Source organism: Chryseobacterium gambrini, from assembly GCF_900156825.1.
Classification (GTDB): domain Bacteria; phylum Bacteroidota; class Bacteroidia; order Flavobacteriales; family Weeksellaceae; genus Chryseobacterium; species Chryseobacterium gambrini.
The window spans coordinates 205698-222751 of the sequence record NZ_FTOV01000002.1 but is presented as its reverse complement, the minus strand read 5'-3'; the positions used below and the strand labels follow the sequence as shown (position 1 = coordinate 222751).

Annotated in this window: 23 protein-coding genes; all 23 read left to right on the top strand. The window is 35.3% G+C overall.

The genetic code is table 11. From position 1 onward, the window contains the following. The first annotated feature begins 4 nt into the window (after positions 1-4). The 23 genes from BW951_RS04525 to BW951_RS22640 all read left to right on the top strand — a co-directional run bounded on the left by BW951_RS04525 (position 5) and on the right by BW951_RS22640 (position 16876). A complete protein-coding gene (locus BW951_RS04525) occupies positions 5-604 on the top strand; it encodes a hypothetical protein (RefSeq protein WP_027380892.1) in 600 nt (199 codons plus the stop codon). A 1-nt stretch (position 605) separates the two neighbouring features. Then, a complete protein-coding gene (locus BW951_RS04520; protein WP_027380891.1) occupies positions 606-905 on the top strand; it encodes a hypothetical protein in 300 nt (99 codons plus the stop codon). A 1-nt stretch (position 906) separates the two neighbouring features. Further along, on the top strand, positions 907-2118 hold the full coding sequence (locus BW951_RS04515) for a DEAD/DEAH box helicase (protein WP_081413992.1): 1212 nt from the start codon (positions 907-909) through the stop codon (positions 2116-2118). 13 nt (positions 2119-2131) lie between these two features. Then, on the top strand, positions 2132-2866 hold the full coding sequence (locus BW951_RS04510) for a hypothetical protein (protein ID WP_076390698.1): 735 nt from the start codon (positions 2132-2134) through the stop codon (positions 2864-2866). Next, complete coding sequence (locus BW951_RS04505) at positions 2854-3948, top strand: P-loop NTPase family protein (protein ID WP_076390697.1); 1095 nt, start codon at positions 2854-2856, stop codon at positions 3946-3948. Before BW951_RS04510 ends, BW951_RS04505 begins: the two co-directional genes overlap by 13 nt. Next, a complete protein-coding gene (locus tag BW951_RS04500; RefSeq protein ID WP_139326099.1) occupies positions 3926-4357 on the top strand; it encodes a hypothetical protein in 432 nt (143 codons plus the stop codon). Before BW951_RS04505 ends, BW951_RS04500 begins: the two co-directional genes overlap by 23 nt. 86 nt (positions 4358-4443) lie before the next feature. After that, complete coding sequence (locus BW951_RS04495; RefSeq protein ID WP_027380888.1) at positions 4444-4893, top strand: RusA family crossover junction endodeoxyribonuclease; 450 nt, start codon at positions 4444-4446, stop codon at positions 4891-4893. A gap of 9 nt (positions 4894-4902) precedes the next feature. After that, positions 4903-7419, top strand: coding sequence for a DEAD/DEAH box helicase family protein (locus tag BW951_RS04490; protein WP_051289360.1), 2517 nt, complete (start codon positions 4903-4905; stop codon positions 7417-7419). A 14-nt stretch (positions 7420-7433) separates the two neighbouring features. Beyond that, positions 7434-7862, top strand: coding sequence for a Cas9 inhibitor AcrIIA9 family protein (locus tag BW951_RS04485; RefSeq protein WP_051289359.1), 429 nt, complete (start codon positions 7434-7436; stop codon positions 7860-7862). A 2-nt stretch (positions 7863-7864) separates the two neighbouring features. Further along, the gene (locus tag BW951_RS04480) at positions 7865-9196 is read left to right on the top strand and encodes a PcfJ domain-containing protein (protein WP_027380887.1); all 1332 of its coding nucleotides are present in this window, start codon (positions 7865-7867) and stop codon (positions 9194-9196) included. Next, a complete protein-coding gene (locus tag BW951_RS04475; protein WP_051289358.1) occupies positions 9196-10119 on the top strand; it encodes a phosphoadenosine phosphosulfate reductase domain-containing protein in 924 nt (307 codons plus the stop codon). The genes BW951_RS04480 and BW951_RS04475 overlap by 1 nt, the downstream gene beginning before the upstream one ends. Positions 10120-10141: 22 nt before the next feature. Next, positions 10142-10354 (top strand): hypothetical protein, encoded by a 213-nt coding sequence (locus tag BW951_RS04470; RefSeq protein WP_027380886.1) that lies wholly within the window; start codon positions 10142-10144, stop codon positions 10352-10354. A 3-nt stretch (positions 10355-10357) separates the two neighbouring features. After that, complete coding sequence (locus BW951_RS04465) at positions 10358-10774, top strand: ASCH domain-containing protein (protein ID WP_027380885.1); 417 nt, start codon at positions 10358-10360, stop codon at positions 10772-10774. Positions 10775-10780: 6 nt separating this feature from the next. Beyond that, entirely contained in the window at positions 10781-11083 is a 303-nt protein-coding gene (locus BW951_RS04460; protein ID WP_027380884.1) for a hypothetical protein, read from the top strand. Positions 11084-11101: 18 nt separating this feature from the next. Next, complete coding sequence (locus BW951_RS04455; protein WP_027380883.1) at positions 11102-11494, top strand: hypothetical protein; 393 nt, start codon at positions 11102-11104, stop codon at positions 11492-11494. Between the two features lie 85 nt (positions 11495-11579). Then, a complete protein-coding gene (locus BW951_RS04450; protein ID WP_051289357.1) occupies positions 11580-12188 on the top strand; it encodes a ParB N-terminal domain-containing protein in 609 nt (202 codons plus the stop codon). Continuing rightward, the gene (locus tag BW951_RS04445) at positions 12178-13068 is read left to right on the top strand and encodes a GREB1-related protein (RefSeq protein ID WP_027380882.1); all 891 of its coding nucleotides are present in this window, start codon (positions 12178-12180) and stop codon (positions 13066-13068) included. Before BW951_RS04450 ends, BW951_RS04445 begins: the two co-directional genes overlap by 11 nt. A 2-nt stretch (positions 13069-13070) precedes the next feature. Then, on the top strand, positions 13071-13280 hold the full coding sequence (locus tag BW951_RS04440) for a hypothetical protein (RefSeq protein ID WP_027380881.1): 210 nt from the start codon (positions 13071-13073) through the stop codon (positions 13278-13280). Between the two features lie 9 nt (positions 13281-13289). Beyond that, positions 13290-13703: a hypothetical protein gene (locus tag BW951_RS04435; protein ID WP_027380880.1), complete on the top strand. Its 414-nt coding sequence runs from the start codon at positions 13290-13292 to the stop codon at positions 13701-13703. A 2-nt stretch (positions 13704-13705) separates the two neighbouring features. Next, entirely contained in the window at positions 13706-15292 is a 1587-nt protein-coding gene (locus BW951_RS04430) for a terminase large subunit domain-containing protein (protein ID WP_051289356.1), read from the top strand. 80 nt (positions 15293-15372) lie between these two features. Further along, positions 15373-15984, top strand: a complete 612-nt coding sequence (locus tag BW951_RS04425) for a hypothetical protein (protein ID WP_027380879.1) — start codon at positions 15373-15375, stop codon at positions 15982-15984. Continuing rightward, the gene (locus BW951_RS04420; RefSeq protein WP_027380878.1) at positions 15984-16709 is read left to right on the top strand and encodes a hypothetical protein; all 726 of its coding nucleotides are present in this window, start codon (positions 15984-15986) and stop codon (positions 16707-16709) included. The genes BW951_RS04425 and BW951_RS04420 overlap by 1 nt, the downstream gene beginning before the upstream one ends. Further along, positions 16706-16876, top strand: coding sequence for a hypothetical protein (locus BW951_RS22640; RefSeq protein WP_155845029.1), 171 nt, complete (start codon positions 16706-16708; stop codon positions 16874-16876). Before BW951_RS04420 ends, BW951_RS22640 begins: the two co-directional genes overlap by 4 nt. Positions 16877-17054: the final 178 nt, after the last annotated feature.

Below are 17054 nucleotides of genomic sequence, written 5' to 3'. Positions count from 1 at the left end.
ATTTATGAAAGTAATTGAAGTTAACTCTGATCAGCTTGAAAAATTAGTTGATTTCGCAAACCAAGAAGAAAAGCAGATTGAAATCAAATCTGCATCGCTAAAAGATCACTTCCTAACGTACTCTTATGAGTTATTAGTCGGCCTTATGAAAGGTGATGAATTGTCCCGAAAAGGAGTTCATATCGTACACGATGATATGTTAGAAGCTTTTAAAAAGTTAGATGTTTTTCTGGCTCATATTGATGGACTCTTCCACTGGTCCAATAATCAAACTCCTCTTTCAGAACTTGAAGCTCATGAGAGTTTAGAAAATTATGGTGTTACAGCTTTTAAAATTACTGGAAGTGATGAAAACAGATCTGTAATTCTTACCGGATCCAAAACTGTTACCTACGGAGTAATTGGATTTACTACTCCAAAAATAAAGCTTGACAATAGTAATTATCTCTACATAGAAGAACTTAATAATTACTTGAAAATTGTGATAGAGCAAGTCGAAGCTTACATGAACGGAAAAACGGCTCCGCAATACGAGCAGCTGTCAATGGAATTTCCTTCAGAAGATGATGGTGATGAAGATTTTGAAAATGCAAAAATAGATTAGTATGTCTAAAGAAACTTTAATACAATACGAATATGGAGCAATGTCTTCAAAATATTCATTACAGGCAAAAAACAAACTTACAGCTTATGCTGCAATGTGTGTCCATTTTCAATCTTCTGCACATTTGATTGCAATTTATTCACCTATTGAATGTAAAGAAGATAGTTGGTTAAATCCATCAGGTCAAATTTCAGAAAGATTAGATGAGATTTTCGGGGGCAAAGATTCCTTTGATAAATATTTCGAAGAAAACATTCAAGAAATCAAAAAATCTTACAACTCAATAAAACAAATAGTTTAAAATGTCAATAGCTGAAATCGTTAAAGAAAACGCGCCAAATTTATTTACAATCGCTGAAAAGCCAAAGTTCACATTGAGGCCATATCAAAAAGAAGCGGTTGAAGCTGGCATAAAATATTTTCAGGGAAACTCAAAAAAGAATGTTCTTCTTATCCTTACAACCGGAGCAGGTAAATCTGTGGTCATAGCAAATATGCTTGCTCCTTTGACCGGAAAGACGGTGATCCTACAGCCTTCTAAGGAAATCCTGGAACAGAATTTCGCAAAGTATATCAGTCAAGGTTTTAAGGCTTCCATTTATTCTGCTTCTGCAGGACAAAAAAAAGTAGATAATATTACTTTCTGTACAATCGGCAGCATCATTAATAAAAAGCATCTTTTTGAGGGACTGGAACACATTATCATTGATGAATGCCACTTAGTAAATCCAAAGGGAGGAATGTATGAGGAATTTATTTCAGCTTTTCCGAAGGCAAAAGTATTAGGACTTACAGCAACTCCTTACAGGTTGCATAACACAATGGAAGGTGCTCAATTGAAGTTCCTGACCAGAACAAAGCCAAAAGTATTTGATGAGGTTCTTTATTATATCCAAAATAGTGAGCTTTTCGATAATGGTTACCTGGCCAAACTTGAATATTTCTCCTTTGATGTTGTCGACAGAAAAATGCTTCAGCTAAACAGTACAGGAACAGACTTTACAGAACAATCTTTGAGAAGATATTACAAGGTTATTGATATGCCTTCTAAGATTGTGCAATACGCACATAGACTGTTAGCAAAAAGACCAAATCTGTTAATATTCTGCTCTCTTATTGAAGAGGCTGAGAATGTAACCAGAAGAATTCCCGGAGCCGTACTTCTTACCGGATCAACAAAAAAAGATGAGCGGGAAAAAATTCTTACTCAATTCAAATCAGGAAAAATAAGATGTGTTGTAAATGTGGGAGTTCTTACCACAGGTTTCGATTATCCGGAACTGGAGTGTGTACTGATTGCCCGAAGTACCATGTCATTAGCTCTTTATTATCAGATTGTAGGGCGAGTAATGAGAATAGCTCCAACAAAAAAAAGCGCATGGGTTGTGGATCTGGGAGGAAATGTAAAATTCTTCGGAAAGATTGAAACCATGAAAATAGAGCAAACCCCAACAGGATTATTTTTTATATCCAATAACGGAAGACAGCTCACGAATGTACCATTTCAAAAATAACTGAAATTAAAAAATGAACTACTTAAAGCTAATAAACAATTTCTGGACTATGAATGAAGTGTATTCATTCCGATCAACCGAGATTGCTCTTTACTTCTACCTATTGAAAGTAAACAATCTGTGTTCTTGGAGAGAATCCTTCGATCATAACAATCAGAAGGTTTTATCAAGTATCGGCTTGACAGATGTTCGTACTCTTAATTCAGCGAGAAATAGATTGAAGCAAGCAGGCTTAATAGACTTTAAAACGAAATCCGGAAGTGCTTCCGCTCAATATTCTTTAAAAACCTATGCAAAAAATGTAGAGGATTATGCAGAGGTTAGTGCTGAGGTTCATGTCGAGGATGTGTCGAGCTTAGTGTCTACTAAAGATAAACTAAACAAAACTAAAAATAATAAAGAAAGTAAAAAAGAAAATCCACCCACTAAAGTTCCTCCAAAAGAAAAACAGGAAGTTGGTAATTCCGAATCTGAAAAATCATTTAAGCAATTAACACAAATAGAATTTTATAATTCCTTAAAACCTTTTGTAAAAGAATTCGGTAAACAAACCGTAAGAGATTTTTACGATTACTGGATTGAGCCAAGCGCTTCCGGAGTAATGAAATTTCAACTGGAAAAAACTTGGAGTACAAAAGGCAGGTTGGGTACTTGGAAAAGAAATGAAGGAAAATTCGGAGTAAAAACTCAAACAGTGACAAAAGCCGATAATTTACAACCAGAAATTCTTGGACCATGGGCTTCGTAGATTTATTAGGCAGAACTCAGCAAAGAATGAGATTCATCCGTGAAAACGGAGAGCTTGATCCGATACACTTTGGATTTACAACCTGGAATAAATTCGATGAGGGTAAGTATTTGATGGGATCCAGAAAAACTACAATTCTGATCGGAGGTGAACCCAATCATGGTAAATCTCAATTTACAAATGAATTGGTTATGCAGCTTATCGAGAAATACAATTTCAAGGTTGCAATTTTTACCACAGAGAGCGGAGATGTCGAGAAAGTTTTTTCTCATTTCTGTGGACTATACCAAGGTAAGCCATATTCTAAAATTAAACCTGATGGATCAAAGAATCCTTATGCAATGACAGATGCAGAAGCCGATGAGGCGGAGCACTTTCTTCTGGATAAGCTTTATGTTTTCAAACAGGATCGAAAAAATTCCGCTTATCAATCCCTTGAAAATATTTACAAGGAATTGGCTAAAGCTGAGCAGCATTACGGAATTAAATTCGATAGTCTGGTGATTGATCCGATCTACGATATTGAAGACTTTGAACCAAAAGCTAATGAGGTTTTAAGATGTCTTAACCGCATTAATCTGGAAGCTGAAGAAAACAATCGATATGACATTATAGTCAATCATGTGGCGGAAACTCAGAAAACTTTAGATCATAAAACAGGTAAGAGAAAAAAATTATTAGCACTGGCGGATGAATTCTATGGGGGAAAGAACAATAACAGGAAGGCTATGCTGCAGGTTTTAGTTCATCGTCCGGAACCGAATAATGATCCTGAAAAAGGACCAATCATCAAAGAGAATCAGACGAATGTTCACATTCTCAAAGTTAAGCCAGAAGGAATTGCAAAATGGGGCATTTATGACATTTACTTCGACTGGAAAAGCCGGAGATATTACGAGTATTATGTAGAAAATGAAACGACAAAGTTCGCATTCGCCAACTGTACAAAGTTTTATGACCGTAGTCCAGTAAGTAATTTGAATATACACAATTTAAGATTTACACCAGAACAGGCATTTGGAAATGGACCAGTACAACCAACACAAACAGAAGACGACGATGAAGACGATTTCCCATTCTGAAGCAGTTGAAGCTTTTCGACAGTTTTGTCAGGGATGGGACGATAGAGTTCACACTCAGGATGATAGAGAAACTCAATTAATGGTCAGAAATAAGCTGATGAAAGCAATAGGCAGGATCGAATATTTTCTCGGTAAAAGTGACGAAAAAGCAATGTTGAAAGCCAGAGGAAATTTAATTCCTGGATCTAATGAAGCCAACGAAAAAGAAGTATTGGCCATGTTTGAAAATCAGAAAAAAGACTGGTACAAAGACTTTAAAGAGATAAGTCATGACATTAACTACATCATGTGTATTATGGAGAATGTGTATGAGTTAAAAAACAGACGGAGCTATGAATCCTTCCAGTTAAGAGCAGAAAATCACAAACTCAGAGCAGAAATAGAAAGATTAAGAAATGAAAAACAATAAACCACACTGGCTAAAGCCTTTCCAAGAGCTTTACGTCCAAAACAGACGAGAAAAAAGTAATTACAATAACTACAAAATTGAAGTAAATGAATCTGAAATTAAAAATCTTAGGAACTCCACAGCCAAAACAGTCGGTAAGATCAAGAGTAGCGAGAACAAAAAACAATAAGGTCTACGTTCAGCATTACCAAACTGCTGAGGTTAAGCGAAATGAAAAAAATATTGCTTACGATGTAAAATCACAACTTCCAGCAGGTTTTGCACCTTATTCCGGAGCAATCCATGTGAAAAAACTTCTTTATGTTTTTGCTCCACAAAAAAACTGGCCGAAATATAAGCTGAAGGAACTGGAGCAAGGCAAAGTTTTCTACAAAGATGTAAAGCCTGATCTGACAGACAACCTAAATAAGCCATTATTTGATGCGCTGCAGGGAATTGTTTTTCTGAATGATTCTCAGATATGTAAAATTTCCAATGTTGAAAAAATCTACGGATTAGTCCCAAGAATAGAGATAGAGTTTGAAACTCTCAATTAAAAAAAAACGATGTTTGAAGGTAAGTACACACAATTATCATTTGATTTTGAGGCGACACAAAATGTTTCTTCAATAATTCTGGGTGATCCTGGAAATATTAAAAACATGATGCCTTTTCTTTTCGATACACAGGCAGAAGATATAAGTTTCGCAGAAAACAGGTTTAAAATTGGTAAAGGATATTTATTCACCAACGGAACCGGAACAGGAAAAACTTTTGTTGGCCTTGGTATTGCGAAACGATTCTTTGCTCAGGACAAAAGAAATATTTTAATAATTGTTCCTACCGAAAAAAAATGTACTGACTGGAAAAAAGAAGCTGAGGTCTTTGATTTAAACGTTCATCATCTTTCCGGAGTTCACGATCCCGGATTTGAAATAAGTGTGACAACCTATGCAAATTTCTACCAGAATCAGGCGCTGTTAACTAGAGAATTTGATTTGGTTATTTATGATGAAAGCCATTATTTGAACCAAAACGCACAGGGGATTTCCACTTCGTACTATATGCAGCATCAGGAAATTGTAAAAGTTCCATCTGTTGTAAAAACCAAAATCAGAAAATCATCTGCTCTCTACTCTACAGATGAATATGGTAGAGAAGTTTTCAACAAAGAGCTTTTCAAGAAAATTGTTACTGAAATAGTTGATAGAACAAAAGTTGTTTTTCTTTCAGCAACTCCTTTCGCCTACCATAAATCAATAAAATATGCAGACGGTTGTTTGTTTGAGATCAATGAAACGATAGAAGATCCAAGCTATGAAGATGGATATAATGTGCCGACAGGCTGGAGCAAATTCATGGTTGAGAATTTCGGATATCGGATGAGGTACAACAAATGCACCATTCCGGAAAGTGGTGTCGATCAAAACCTGATGGAGAGAAATTTTTTCGAGAGACAGAGAGAGCTCGGTGTAATGTCTACCCGACAGATTAATTTAGATTATGATTATTCGCGTGAATTTATTACGCTGGATTCTGAGATCGGAAAAGAAATTGAATCGGGATTTGAGCTGTTCTGGGATCAGACGTTCTGTGATAAATATCCGATCCTTAGTGACAGAATTCATAAAAAACATAATCACCTGTACATTACCCAGCTGTTGGAATGTATAAAAGCCAGAGAGATCCCGAAAAGAATTTATCAGCATTTGAAAATGGGAAGAAAGGTAGTTGTTTTTCACAATTACAATAATTCTCTACCCTCTCACCCTTTTCAGTTTCACAGTGACGAGTTCCTGGATAAAGATGAAGATTACAACCCTGAACTTGATATTGAAATTTCAAACTTCAGAGACGAATACTCTCACTTTTGGAATTTAAACCTTAATGATCTGATCAATGTTAGGGAAACTTTAAAAAGATATTTTCCGGAGGCGAAAGAGTTCAACGGAACTATTAATAAAAAACTCCGCAGCAGATACATAGATGAGTTTAACGAGGACGATTCGGACACCAATTTAATTATTGTTCAAATCAAGGCAGGACAGGAAGGGATTTCACTTCACGATAGGTCAGGAAAACACCAAAGAGTATTAATCAACTTAGGACTTCCTACAGCTCCTACTCAGGCGATCCAAACCGAAGGCAGGATATACAGAGAAGGTTTAAGAAGTAATGCGATTTACGAGTATGCTACGATCCAAACCACTACGGAAAGATATGCATTTGCGACTAAGATTGCGCAGAGATCAAAAACGGCTGAAAATCTTGCGATGGGAAATCTCGCCCGTGATCTGGAAACGGCATTCAAAGAAGGATATAAAAACGCCCACACCGACGAGCCAAATACAAATCAGGGAACAGGAGGAAAAGAAGCTGACAGATTTTTATTCACGATATCGGAATTTGATAAGGCTAAAACATTCTATTTCGCACGTGGTAAGAAAACCTCATCCAATAAAGCCAGAGAAGGTGTCGATTATTTTGCTACTCCGGAACCGCTGGGAATGAAGATGGTTGAGTGGTTGAATCCAGAAGCAAATGAAAATTTACTGGAGCCGTCTGCCGGACATGGAGCGATCGGAAGATTTTTCCCGGGAAATACAAATAATCATTTTATTGAGCCGAGCCATTATCTGGCTTCTGAGTTATCAATAAATGCTACAGGGAAGGTTCACAATATTGCATTTGAAAATTATCACATCAGTAATAAGTTCAATAAGATCGCAATGAATCCTCCTTTTGGAGCTTCCGGAAAAACAGCAATGGAACACATCATAAAAGCCTGTAAGCATTTAGAATATTGGGGCGGTGAAATTTTAGCAATTGTACCGAATGGTCCAGCAATGCAGAAAAGACTTGACGATTTCTTTTACAACAGAAATAGTAAATACAAATTGACTGGAGAGATCATTTTACCTGGATGCACATTTGAGAGAGCCGGCACAAAAGTCTGGTGTAAGATCATAAGAATTCAGGACGGTTATCATCGTGGAAACTATAAAGATTTCCGAAGAATTGATCTCAGCTATATAAACGATATCACTGAATTTTTTGATTCAATAGAACACTTAGAATTTTAACATAAAACCACTATATGAAAGCAAGTAATCCATTTGAAACAGCTATTAAAACGTATTTAGATGCTGAAATCAATAACGATCCAGAATTGGCCACAGCAGTTCAGAATAAAGATAAAAATCTTACAGACTGCTGCGCATACATCATGGGAGAGGTAAAAAAATTAGGAGTTCATGCCATGACAAATGATGAGGTATTTACATTGGCTAAAACATATTATTTGACCAAAGATTTGAAAAAAATTGCCAAGGTATCTGGACATGTCGTTGTTGGTGGAACCGCAGAGCAAGTTGCTGAGATTAACAAAAATAATCCGCCACGAAAAACTCCAGAGCGTGCAAATGTTGCAGCAAATCCCAAACAGGAAGCTAAACCTAAAAAACCTAAAAAGGAAGAAAAACCTGCCGATGGAACTCAGTTATCACTTTTTGAATTAATGTCTTAGTTATGAAACCAAAAACCAAAATAGAAATAGCCGTAAAGGAGTTAGAAAATAAACTACCAAGATTAACAGCAGAACAGATTTCTTATGCCGTTGATCGACTATATCCTAAATTATGCTATGCAACAAAACATAAAGCATTTTGTCTGGAATGTGGTTCAAATGTAGATATGAAACTTATTTCCAATGAAAAAGTAACCTGCCCTACCTGTCAATCAAAACTAAAAGTAAAAAATACAAGGCAAATAAAAGATCATACAGAGTTAAGAATATTTGCATTGGCTTCTGTAATAAAAGAAGGAATTTACGATTTTCAAGTGACCAGATGTTTTTACACCAGAGTGAGATACAGAAAAGGAGAGCCAAAAGATATTGTTTGCTGGGAAATTAATCAACGTTGGTATGATGGAAATAGTAAGAAGGTTGTTATCAATTCTATGATAGAAAGCGGATATACTGGGGGATATTGTGGCTCATTAGAAATTCGTAAAGTTGGATTTAGTATTACTTACTATACGAATAAAAATTATGATCCTTTTCCTTGGTTTTTTCTGCCAGAATCAAAATTCCGTTCTGATCTTCTAAAGAGAGGAATTACTGCAAAACGATTAGAAGATATCCAATTTTCAACTTTAATAAATAAGCTGGAGAAATGCCCTAAAACAGAAACATTGTTGAAATTAGGCTATATCAATATCATTGAGCAATGGACGAATGAAGACATTGAAGAGTACTGGCCAGCGCTCAGAATATGTTTTAGAAATAAGTACAAAATAAAAAAAGAGCATACGGAATCATATAGGGATTACATTGAAGCCTTAGCTTTTTTAGATAAAGATCTTCATAACAAATATTACGTTTGTCCGGAAGATTTTGTAAAAGCTCATGATTATTATATCAATCTGAAAATTAAGAAAGAACTGGAAGTTACCGGAATTAGTGATAAAAAAAGAATTGATACTGCACAACCGCAATACCAAAGAGAAAAAGGAAAATTTTTAGGACTTGAATTTACTTCAGGAAAATTAAGCGTTCGACCATTACAGAATGTACAGGAGTTTTACGAAGAGGGAAAATTGTTTCACCATTGCGTTTATGCCAATAGCTATTATAATAAAAAAAACAGTCTCATATTTTCAGCAAGATATGAGGGTGTAAAAATAGAAACTATTGAATTTGATTTAAGAACATTTATAATTCGTCAAAGTCATGGCTTAAAGCATAAAAAAAGCAAACACAGTAAAAAGATCGAAGACTTAATACTTAAAAATGTTCCAAAAATTAAGCAGATAATAAATAAAAGAAATCCTAAAAGAAAACAATTAATCAGCGCATAATGAAGAAAAAAGGACTTATATCATTTTCTGGTGGTGAATCCTCAGCTTTCATGCTTTGGTGGTTGCTGCAGAATAAAAGTGACGAATATGATTTCACTGTTATTTTCGCCAATACTGGTAGAGAGAATGATGAAACCCTTGAATTTGTCAGAAAAATTGGAGAGCACTTCGGTTGTGAAATTATTTGGGTTGAAGCCGAAATTCATTTAAATCAAAGAAAAGGAACAACTCACAGGATCGTTACTTTTGAAACTGCTACACGCAATCAGGACTGGAAACTAAGAGACAATACTCCTTACGAAATGATGGTGAAAAAATATGGTTTACCGAACATTTCTTCAAAGTTTTCAACCAGAGAATTGAAAGAGAGACCGATTCATTCTTACATGAAAAGTATCGGATTTAAAAAGAAAGATTACGACACTTTCATCGGGATCCGAGTTGATGAGTTTGATCGTATGAGTTCAGGAAAAAGCGAGTATAATTTAAAATATCCGCTTGTATCTTGGAAACCATTTACAAAAAAGCATGTTAATTTTTGGTTTGCTCAGCAACCGTTCAGATTAAATCTAAAAGGATGGGAAGGCAATTGCTGTGATTGCTACAAACGAAACTTAGATAAACAAGCTCAAATAATGATCGATGATCCTTGGAAGTTTGAATTTGCCGAATACCTTCAGAATAAATATGGCTACTACATTCCGGAAAGTAAAAAAAGAAAACTGAAAAAAGAAGGAAAGCCACTACCGGAATTACCAATCAAAATTTTCAGAGAAAATTCCACAGTTGAAGATATCAGAAAAAGGGCAGAACAATTAAAAAAGAAAATCAAAGATGACAGTTCCTCAGAGGATTTACAATTATCATTCTTTGATGATGAGGAAAGCTGTGAAGTATTTTCCCAGTGTGGGATCGATAATTAAAACAATTTTAAATTAAAATAATATGGAAGAATTAACCATCGAATTGTCTCAATATGGAGACGTACTGGCAATCAAAAACGATTATGTTTTCACATTGTTAATGAAAATTACCGATTGTCAAGCTAAAAAAGTTTACAAAATCATAGATATAGCTGCTTCAAAAGTTCCGGATAAGGAAAAAATTGAACTCATGAAAAACGACGATGAATTTTTACTGTTAATACTAAAACCTTAAAATATGAAAGCCTTATCAATTAAACAGCCTTGGGCATCACTCATAGCTAATGGAATTAAGGATATCGAAAACAGAACTTGGAAAACAAATTTCCGTGGCCGGATATATATTCATGCATCATCTAAACCTGCAAGCTGGAATGATCTTAATTCGCAGCAAAGAAAATTAGTTGGAATCAGTGATTGTCGTCAATGGGATTTATACTCCGCAATCATCGGCGAGGTTGATGTTATCGATTGCGTAATCAATCATGAGAGTATTTGGGCGGAGAAAATAAGCGAATCTGATTTTCAATTATCTGTAATTTTAAATGTAAAACCGAAACCAATTTATAACTGGGTTTTGGCAAACGCAGTGTTTTACGATAAGCCAATTTTTAATGTAAAAGGAAAATTATCTTTTTGGGAATTTGAAAAATAAAAATATATGAAAACAAAATTTATCAAAGTAAAATACAAAGATTTAATACCTGGTAAAGAATATATTCAAATGCATCCTATAATGCTTAAAAATAAGCATGTAGCACGAACAGATTTTCCAGAACCCGAATGGGTCGAAGAAGTTCCCGATCGTGAGGATGAAATGACAGAGCTATTAACCGATGCGATAGATTTGATTCAAAATCTACCATATGATGAGAAATTACAAGAGACCAGAGGTAATTTAATTATGAATTGCGAAAGTATAATTTATGAAATTAAAAATAATGCTCCAAATATTTTGGATTAACAAACTAAAACAAACAACATGACAGAATCAGACTTGATAAAACAATTTTACGGAGAAGATTTTGAAAGAATCAACCGTAGCGATTATGGTATAGATAGTGATGGATTTTCTAATTTCTATGATCACGGAAATGAAACTTTCCTGCATGGTTATGAAATATTCTCATTTAGAACTACGAGAAATGATTTAGTTCCTGTTAGACCATTAGGTTTAGGAAAAGCTCTTGAGGACTTAAAAAATAATAATGGGTGGTATTTAATTACCGAAAAAAATAGGATGCCTGAAAATGATGTTTGGGTTTGCGATTTCAAAGGTAAAAAGATAGCGTTCCTGCATGAAGCTTTTAAACCAATTCCTAAAAAGTATACACATTATAAAACTGTAGAAAAACCTAAACTTCCACTGTTCTAAACAATAATAAAAGCAAAATTTCAAAATCCTAAAGTATTCTAATAGAATACTTTTTTTGTATATTTGTGTAATAATTGTTGATAAAATGGGAATTAAGAAAGACAAACGAAATTACCGTAAGCACTCAGAAGAAAATCAGGAGCTGATAAAAAAATCTCTCATGGAATTGGGTGCAGGTCGTTCTATCCTTCTCGATAATGAAGATGAGATTATTGCCGGAAATGAGACATTTACTCAGGCAGAAAAGCTCGGAATTCCGATAAAAGTTATTGAGACAGACGGAAAGACTTTGATAGCTGTTAAAAGGACGGATTTAGCCACTGAGGACGATGCAAGAAAACAATTAGCCATTGTAGATAATCTTGCTACGGATAAGTCCGAATTTGACTTTGAACTTCTTTCAGATGATTTTGAGATTGACTTCCTTGAGGATATCGGATTTGATAAGGTTGATCTTATACCAAAAGGAATTGGAGAAAATGATCCTACAGCTGAGTGGACTGATATGCCGGAGTTTGAACAGGAGGATTTATTGGCAAAAAACAGAGTGATTGTTTCTTTTGAGAATGACGAAGACAGATTCGCATTTGCAAAGCTGATAGGCATTAAAATGACGAGAGATACAAAATCGATTTGGTTCCCAGAAAAGAAACCGGAAATCGTAAAAGATTTGAGATACAAAGATGAAGAATAAATTTCCTATTTACATTGTTTCAAAAGGTCGTTACGAGATACGATTAACAAGTGAATCACTTTCCCGAATGAAGGTAGATCATTATATCGTTGTAGAGGAACAGGAATACGAGCTGTATAGAAAACATACAAAAGGAAATCCGTACGTTACAATTCTTATCTTAGATAAAACCTTTCAGGACAATTACCAAACCCTCGACGATCTTGGAAGTACAAAAAGTAAAGGTCCGGGACCAGCAAGAAACTTTGTTTGGGATCACTCAATCAAAAACGGTTTTGCCTGGCATTGGGTAATGGATGATAATATTCAGAGCTTCTACCGTTGGAACCGAAACAAACAGATCAGAGTTGAAACCGGAGCGATCTTCGCAGCAATGGAAGATTTTTGCATGAGATACGAAAACGTTGTGATGGCTGGTCCGAATTATTTCATGTTTGCATGTTCCAAGCAAAAGACACCTCCCTTCATAGCCAATACAAGAATTTATAGTTGTAACCTGATCAGAAACGATATCCCCTTCAGGTGGAGAGGGCGTTATAATGAAGACACAATTTTATCACTTGATATTCTCACTGCCGGACTTTGTACTGTGCAATTTTATGCTTTCTTACAAGAGAAGCTGAGAACACAAGTTTTGAAAGGTGGAAACACAGGTGAATTCTATGCGAAAGAGGGAACATATCCGAAATCTAAAATGCTCGTTGATGTCTACCCTCAATACGCTAAAATAGTCTATAAATTCAAGCGTGTACATCATCATGTTGATTATACACCTTTTAAGCGAAATAAATTCATTAAAAAGCCCATAGAGATTCCCACAGGTATCAATAACTATGGAATGGAGATTAAAAATATTACTACCTTAGATAAAAAATCTTAGGTATGAAACCCGAAAATAAAAAACTCATGGACTTACAAAAAGTTTTAAAAAGCAAGGTGAAAAGAGCCAAAGAAAAAAAGAAAGATCTGGAAGTTCTTATCGATGGTGGAACAGCAACTTCAAGACACAAACAGGAATATGTTGAGGTGAAAGCCCAGATCGAAGCGTGGGAAGACATTATTGATTTAATCGAAGGAATGACCGATGAATAATTTATACCGATGGAAAAACAACGGAATAACAACGGACAATTTGTCAAAGGGAATACTGAAGGGAATAGATTCTCTAAAGAAAACCAACCCGAAAATAATGGCAGAAAGCCTAAGAATGTTTCAGACTTCCTAAAGGAGTACGGAGATAGCAATGAGGTTGAATTTGAGATCACACTCGTTAAAGATGGAAAGAAGAAAGTACAGAAAGGCTCAATCAAAAGTAAAGCGTCAATAAATCAGCTTATAGCCATTACGATCACTAAAAATGCAATTCAGGGGGATAACAAGGCAATAACCACGTTCCTCGACAGAACAGAGGGAAAAGTACCTCAGAAACATAATCACGGTGGTCAGGAAGATAACCCAATTGAAATAAAGAATCAGGTTACAGTTTTTGAGTTACCGAATAACAACAGAGATTAAATTTGTCAACTATAAATGTCATAAAACCACAGGAGGGCTATCAAATGAAAGCCCTTTCTTCATCTGCGGACATCGTTATCGGTGGAGGTGCTGCGGGTGCTGGTAAGACATTCTCTCTCCTACTCGAACCGTTAAGACACATTCATGTTAAGGGATTCGGGGCGGTTTGTTTCCGTAGAACCTCTCCAATGATCCGTGCGGAGGGAGGTTTGTGGGATGCTTCGGAAAAACTTTACAGAAAGGTAAGCGGTGCGGAATCTCGAAACTCTATTTTAGAATGGAAGTTTGAAGCCGGAACAAAACTGAAATTCTCACACATGCAGTACGAAGAAAATAAATTCGACTGGCAGGGTGCGGAGATTCCTTTGATTATGTTTGATGAGCTTACTCACTTTAGTAAATCGATGTTCCTGTATATGCTTTCTCGTAACCGTTCTACGTGTGGGATCAAACCATACATAAGAGCTACCTGCAATCCGGATCCGGACAGTTGGGTTGCAGATTTCATTGAATGGTATATCGACCAAGATCCAAACTCACCAAATTACGGTTATCCTATTCCAGAACGTCAAGGAGTTGTAAGATACTTCACAAATGAAAATGATAACATTGTTTGGGGTGATTCCTTTGATGAGGTTTACCATAAGTGCAAGGAATTTCTTGATAGCGAGATTGAGAAGTCCGGAGGCTTGGTTTCTCCAGCTGACTTCATCAAGTCTTTTACATTTATCGGCGGTTCCATTTATGAGAACAAAGAACTTTTAAAAATCAATCCTGGATATTTAGGAAACCTCAACGCACAAAGTCAGGAAGAAAAACTCCGTTTACTTGGTGGTAACTGGAAAATTTCTCTTAAAGGAAATGATATTTATGACTTCCATAAATTCAACGATATATTTACAAACTCTTTTGTTCCGGAAGGTGAAAAATATTTAACAACCGATATAGCCATGAAAGGCTCTGATAAATTCATTATTTATGTTTGGTCGGGTAAAATTATGATTGACTTTCATGTAATGGAAAAATCAAAAGGAAATCAGGTCATTGATTTATTAAAGTCGAATCTATTCGCCTACTCTGTCCCAAATTCAAATATGGTTTTCGATAATGACGGTGTCGGTCAGTTCGTTGATGGATTTATTGAAGGAGCTAAAGAATTTAATAATGGAGCAAGACCTCTCCCAAATAATGAAACTGGAATCATTGAAAACTACAATCACTTAAAATCTCAGTGTTTCTATAAATCTGGAGAAGCTGTTAATCGAGGCGAATATTACATCCCTCCGCACGTAGCAAATAAAAAGTATGATGAGAAAATGACTTTAAAGGAACGAATGCTCTACGAAAGAAAAGCTATCAAAAGAGATAAGGTCGATAAGGATGGAAAGCTATGCGTGATTAAGAAAGAGGAAATGAAAAACTATCTGAGTGGTCAATCTCCCGATGTTTTGGATGCATTTATGATGAGGGAGTTTTTTGAATATGAAGTGAACAAAACCTCCACAGGCGGTCTTTCAGTTTCAAACGGTGGAAATTACGATGATTACTCTGATGATAATGATTATTATTCATCGTATCTAAATTTCTAATCAAAATGTTTTCTAATAGAATACTTTTTTCACTAACTTTACGCTTTAGAAATATTTAAAACAAACTAAATCAATTTATTATGTCACAAGAGGATAAAATTTTAGCTGCAATTCATATCCTTACCCAAGCTAAGGAAGAAACTGCGGAATTATTGAAAGACACGCCAATGCTTTCTATCAGAGTAGAGAACACAATGGGATTACTTATCAGAGGAATAAACCACGCCAACGGTTTTAATGTTGCTGCATCGGAAGAAAAGAAGGAATCAAAACAACTTTCTAATTTCTTCGGCTTAGATGTTCAGGATATTGAAAAGCAAGATCTCCCAGCTGTGGTTGAGGTTTCCAAATCTGAAAAAGATTTATTCATGGAAAGAATTCAGATTTTATATGATGGATTTTTAGATAGAGAGGATAAGGAGATTGTAGAATCAGTTCCAAAATTAGACGTTTTAGGCGTGGCAAAATTAGCTGGAATTACTGTTGAGAATCCTGCATCACAGAATATCACCCAAACGTTTGTAAAATCCATTAAAAAAGCTATCAAGGATAAAAACGAGGTTGAAGCAAACAGACAAAAAGAATTGACTAACCTCAACAAATTGCAAAATGCATTAAATCCTGAGACTGATAAAAGCATAGATCTTCAAAAAGAAATAAATGAAGATGTTAATACTGAAGATCAACAATAATGGATTTCTTTCACGACGGTAAAAAATGTTGGATTCCTGAATCTCTGTCTCAAATCACATTAAAGCAGAGACAGGATTTTGAATTGACTTTCGGAAAAGAATTGAATGAATCATTTAAAGATGTTTTGAATCCCGATCCAGATGCTGAGAACGACGAAATGAGAATATTGGAATACAGGATTGATTTAGCTTGTAAATCCGTGAGTTTCTTCTCCGGAATTCCTTTGGATCAAATAAGAAATACAAGGCTTGATAAGGTTCTTTCAATCTATGAAGCATGTTTAGCTCCTATTTTTTTAAAAGAGGACGAAATAGAACTCCAGGAAAAATATTATTTCGAGGATGATCTTTGGGTAATTCAAGCGCCTGATTTAACATACGACAGCAGTATTACATTTAACGAGGTTATTCTCGGCAAACAGATCGTTACTGAGATCAAAAACTTTGCTTCTGGTTATTGGGATGCACTACAAAGGTTAGCTGTAATTTATTTTAGAAAGATCGATGCGGATGGTAATGTTGAGAAGTTCGACGAGAAATGGATGAGTGAAGGCTCTGAAAGATTAGAGCTTATGAGTAAACTTCCAATGGACTGCGCTTTGCACGTCGCTTTTTTTTTGACCAGTTCGATGAATTCCTTTCTAAAACTTTCTCCGTATTTGGAAAGTCTCGAAAGAGTAAGGGACCGAATCTCGCAGGACACTTTGAAAAATGGGGATGGATGAGTTTCTTAATCTATGTTGCTGAGAATGGAACTCCTTTCCATATCCAAAACGGAAAAAGCAACCTGGATAATATCAAAGAAACAAGCGCTTATAATATTCTGGTCTGGGCGAGTGAGAAAAAAGATTTTGATGAAACTCTAATGCAGTACTACGAATCATTAACATAAAAATACTGAAACAATGATCTTAGAATTTTTATTTGGAATTGTGTCTGTGATCCTCACTCATAATTTCATCAAGCATAACAAAGCAACTTAGTTTTTATATAGTGTTAATTTCCCGACTGGCGTTTTGTCGGTCGGGTTTTTTCAAAAAAATAATTTAAAAATAAATATATGAGCCAGT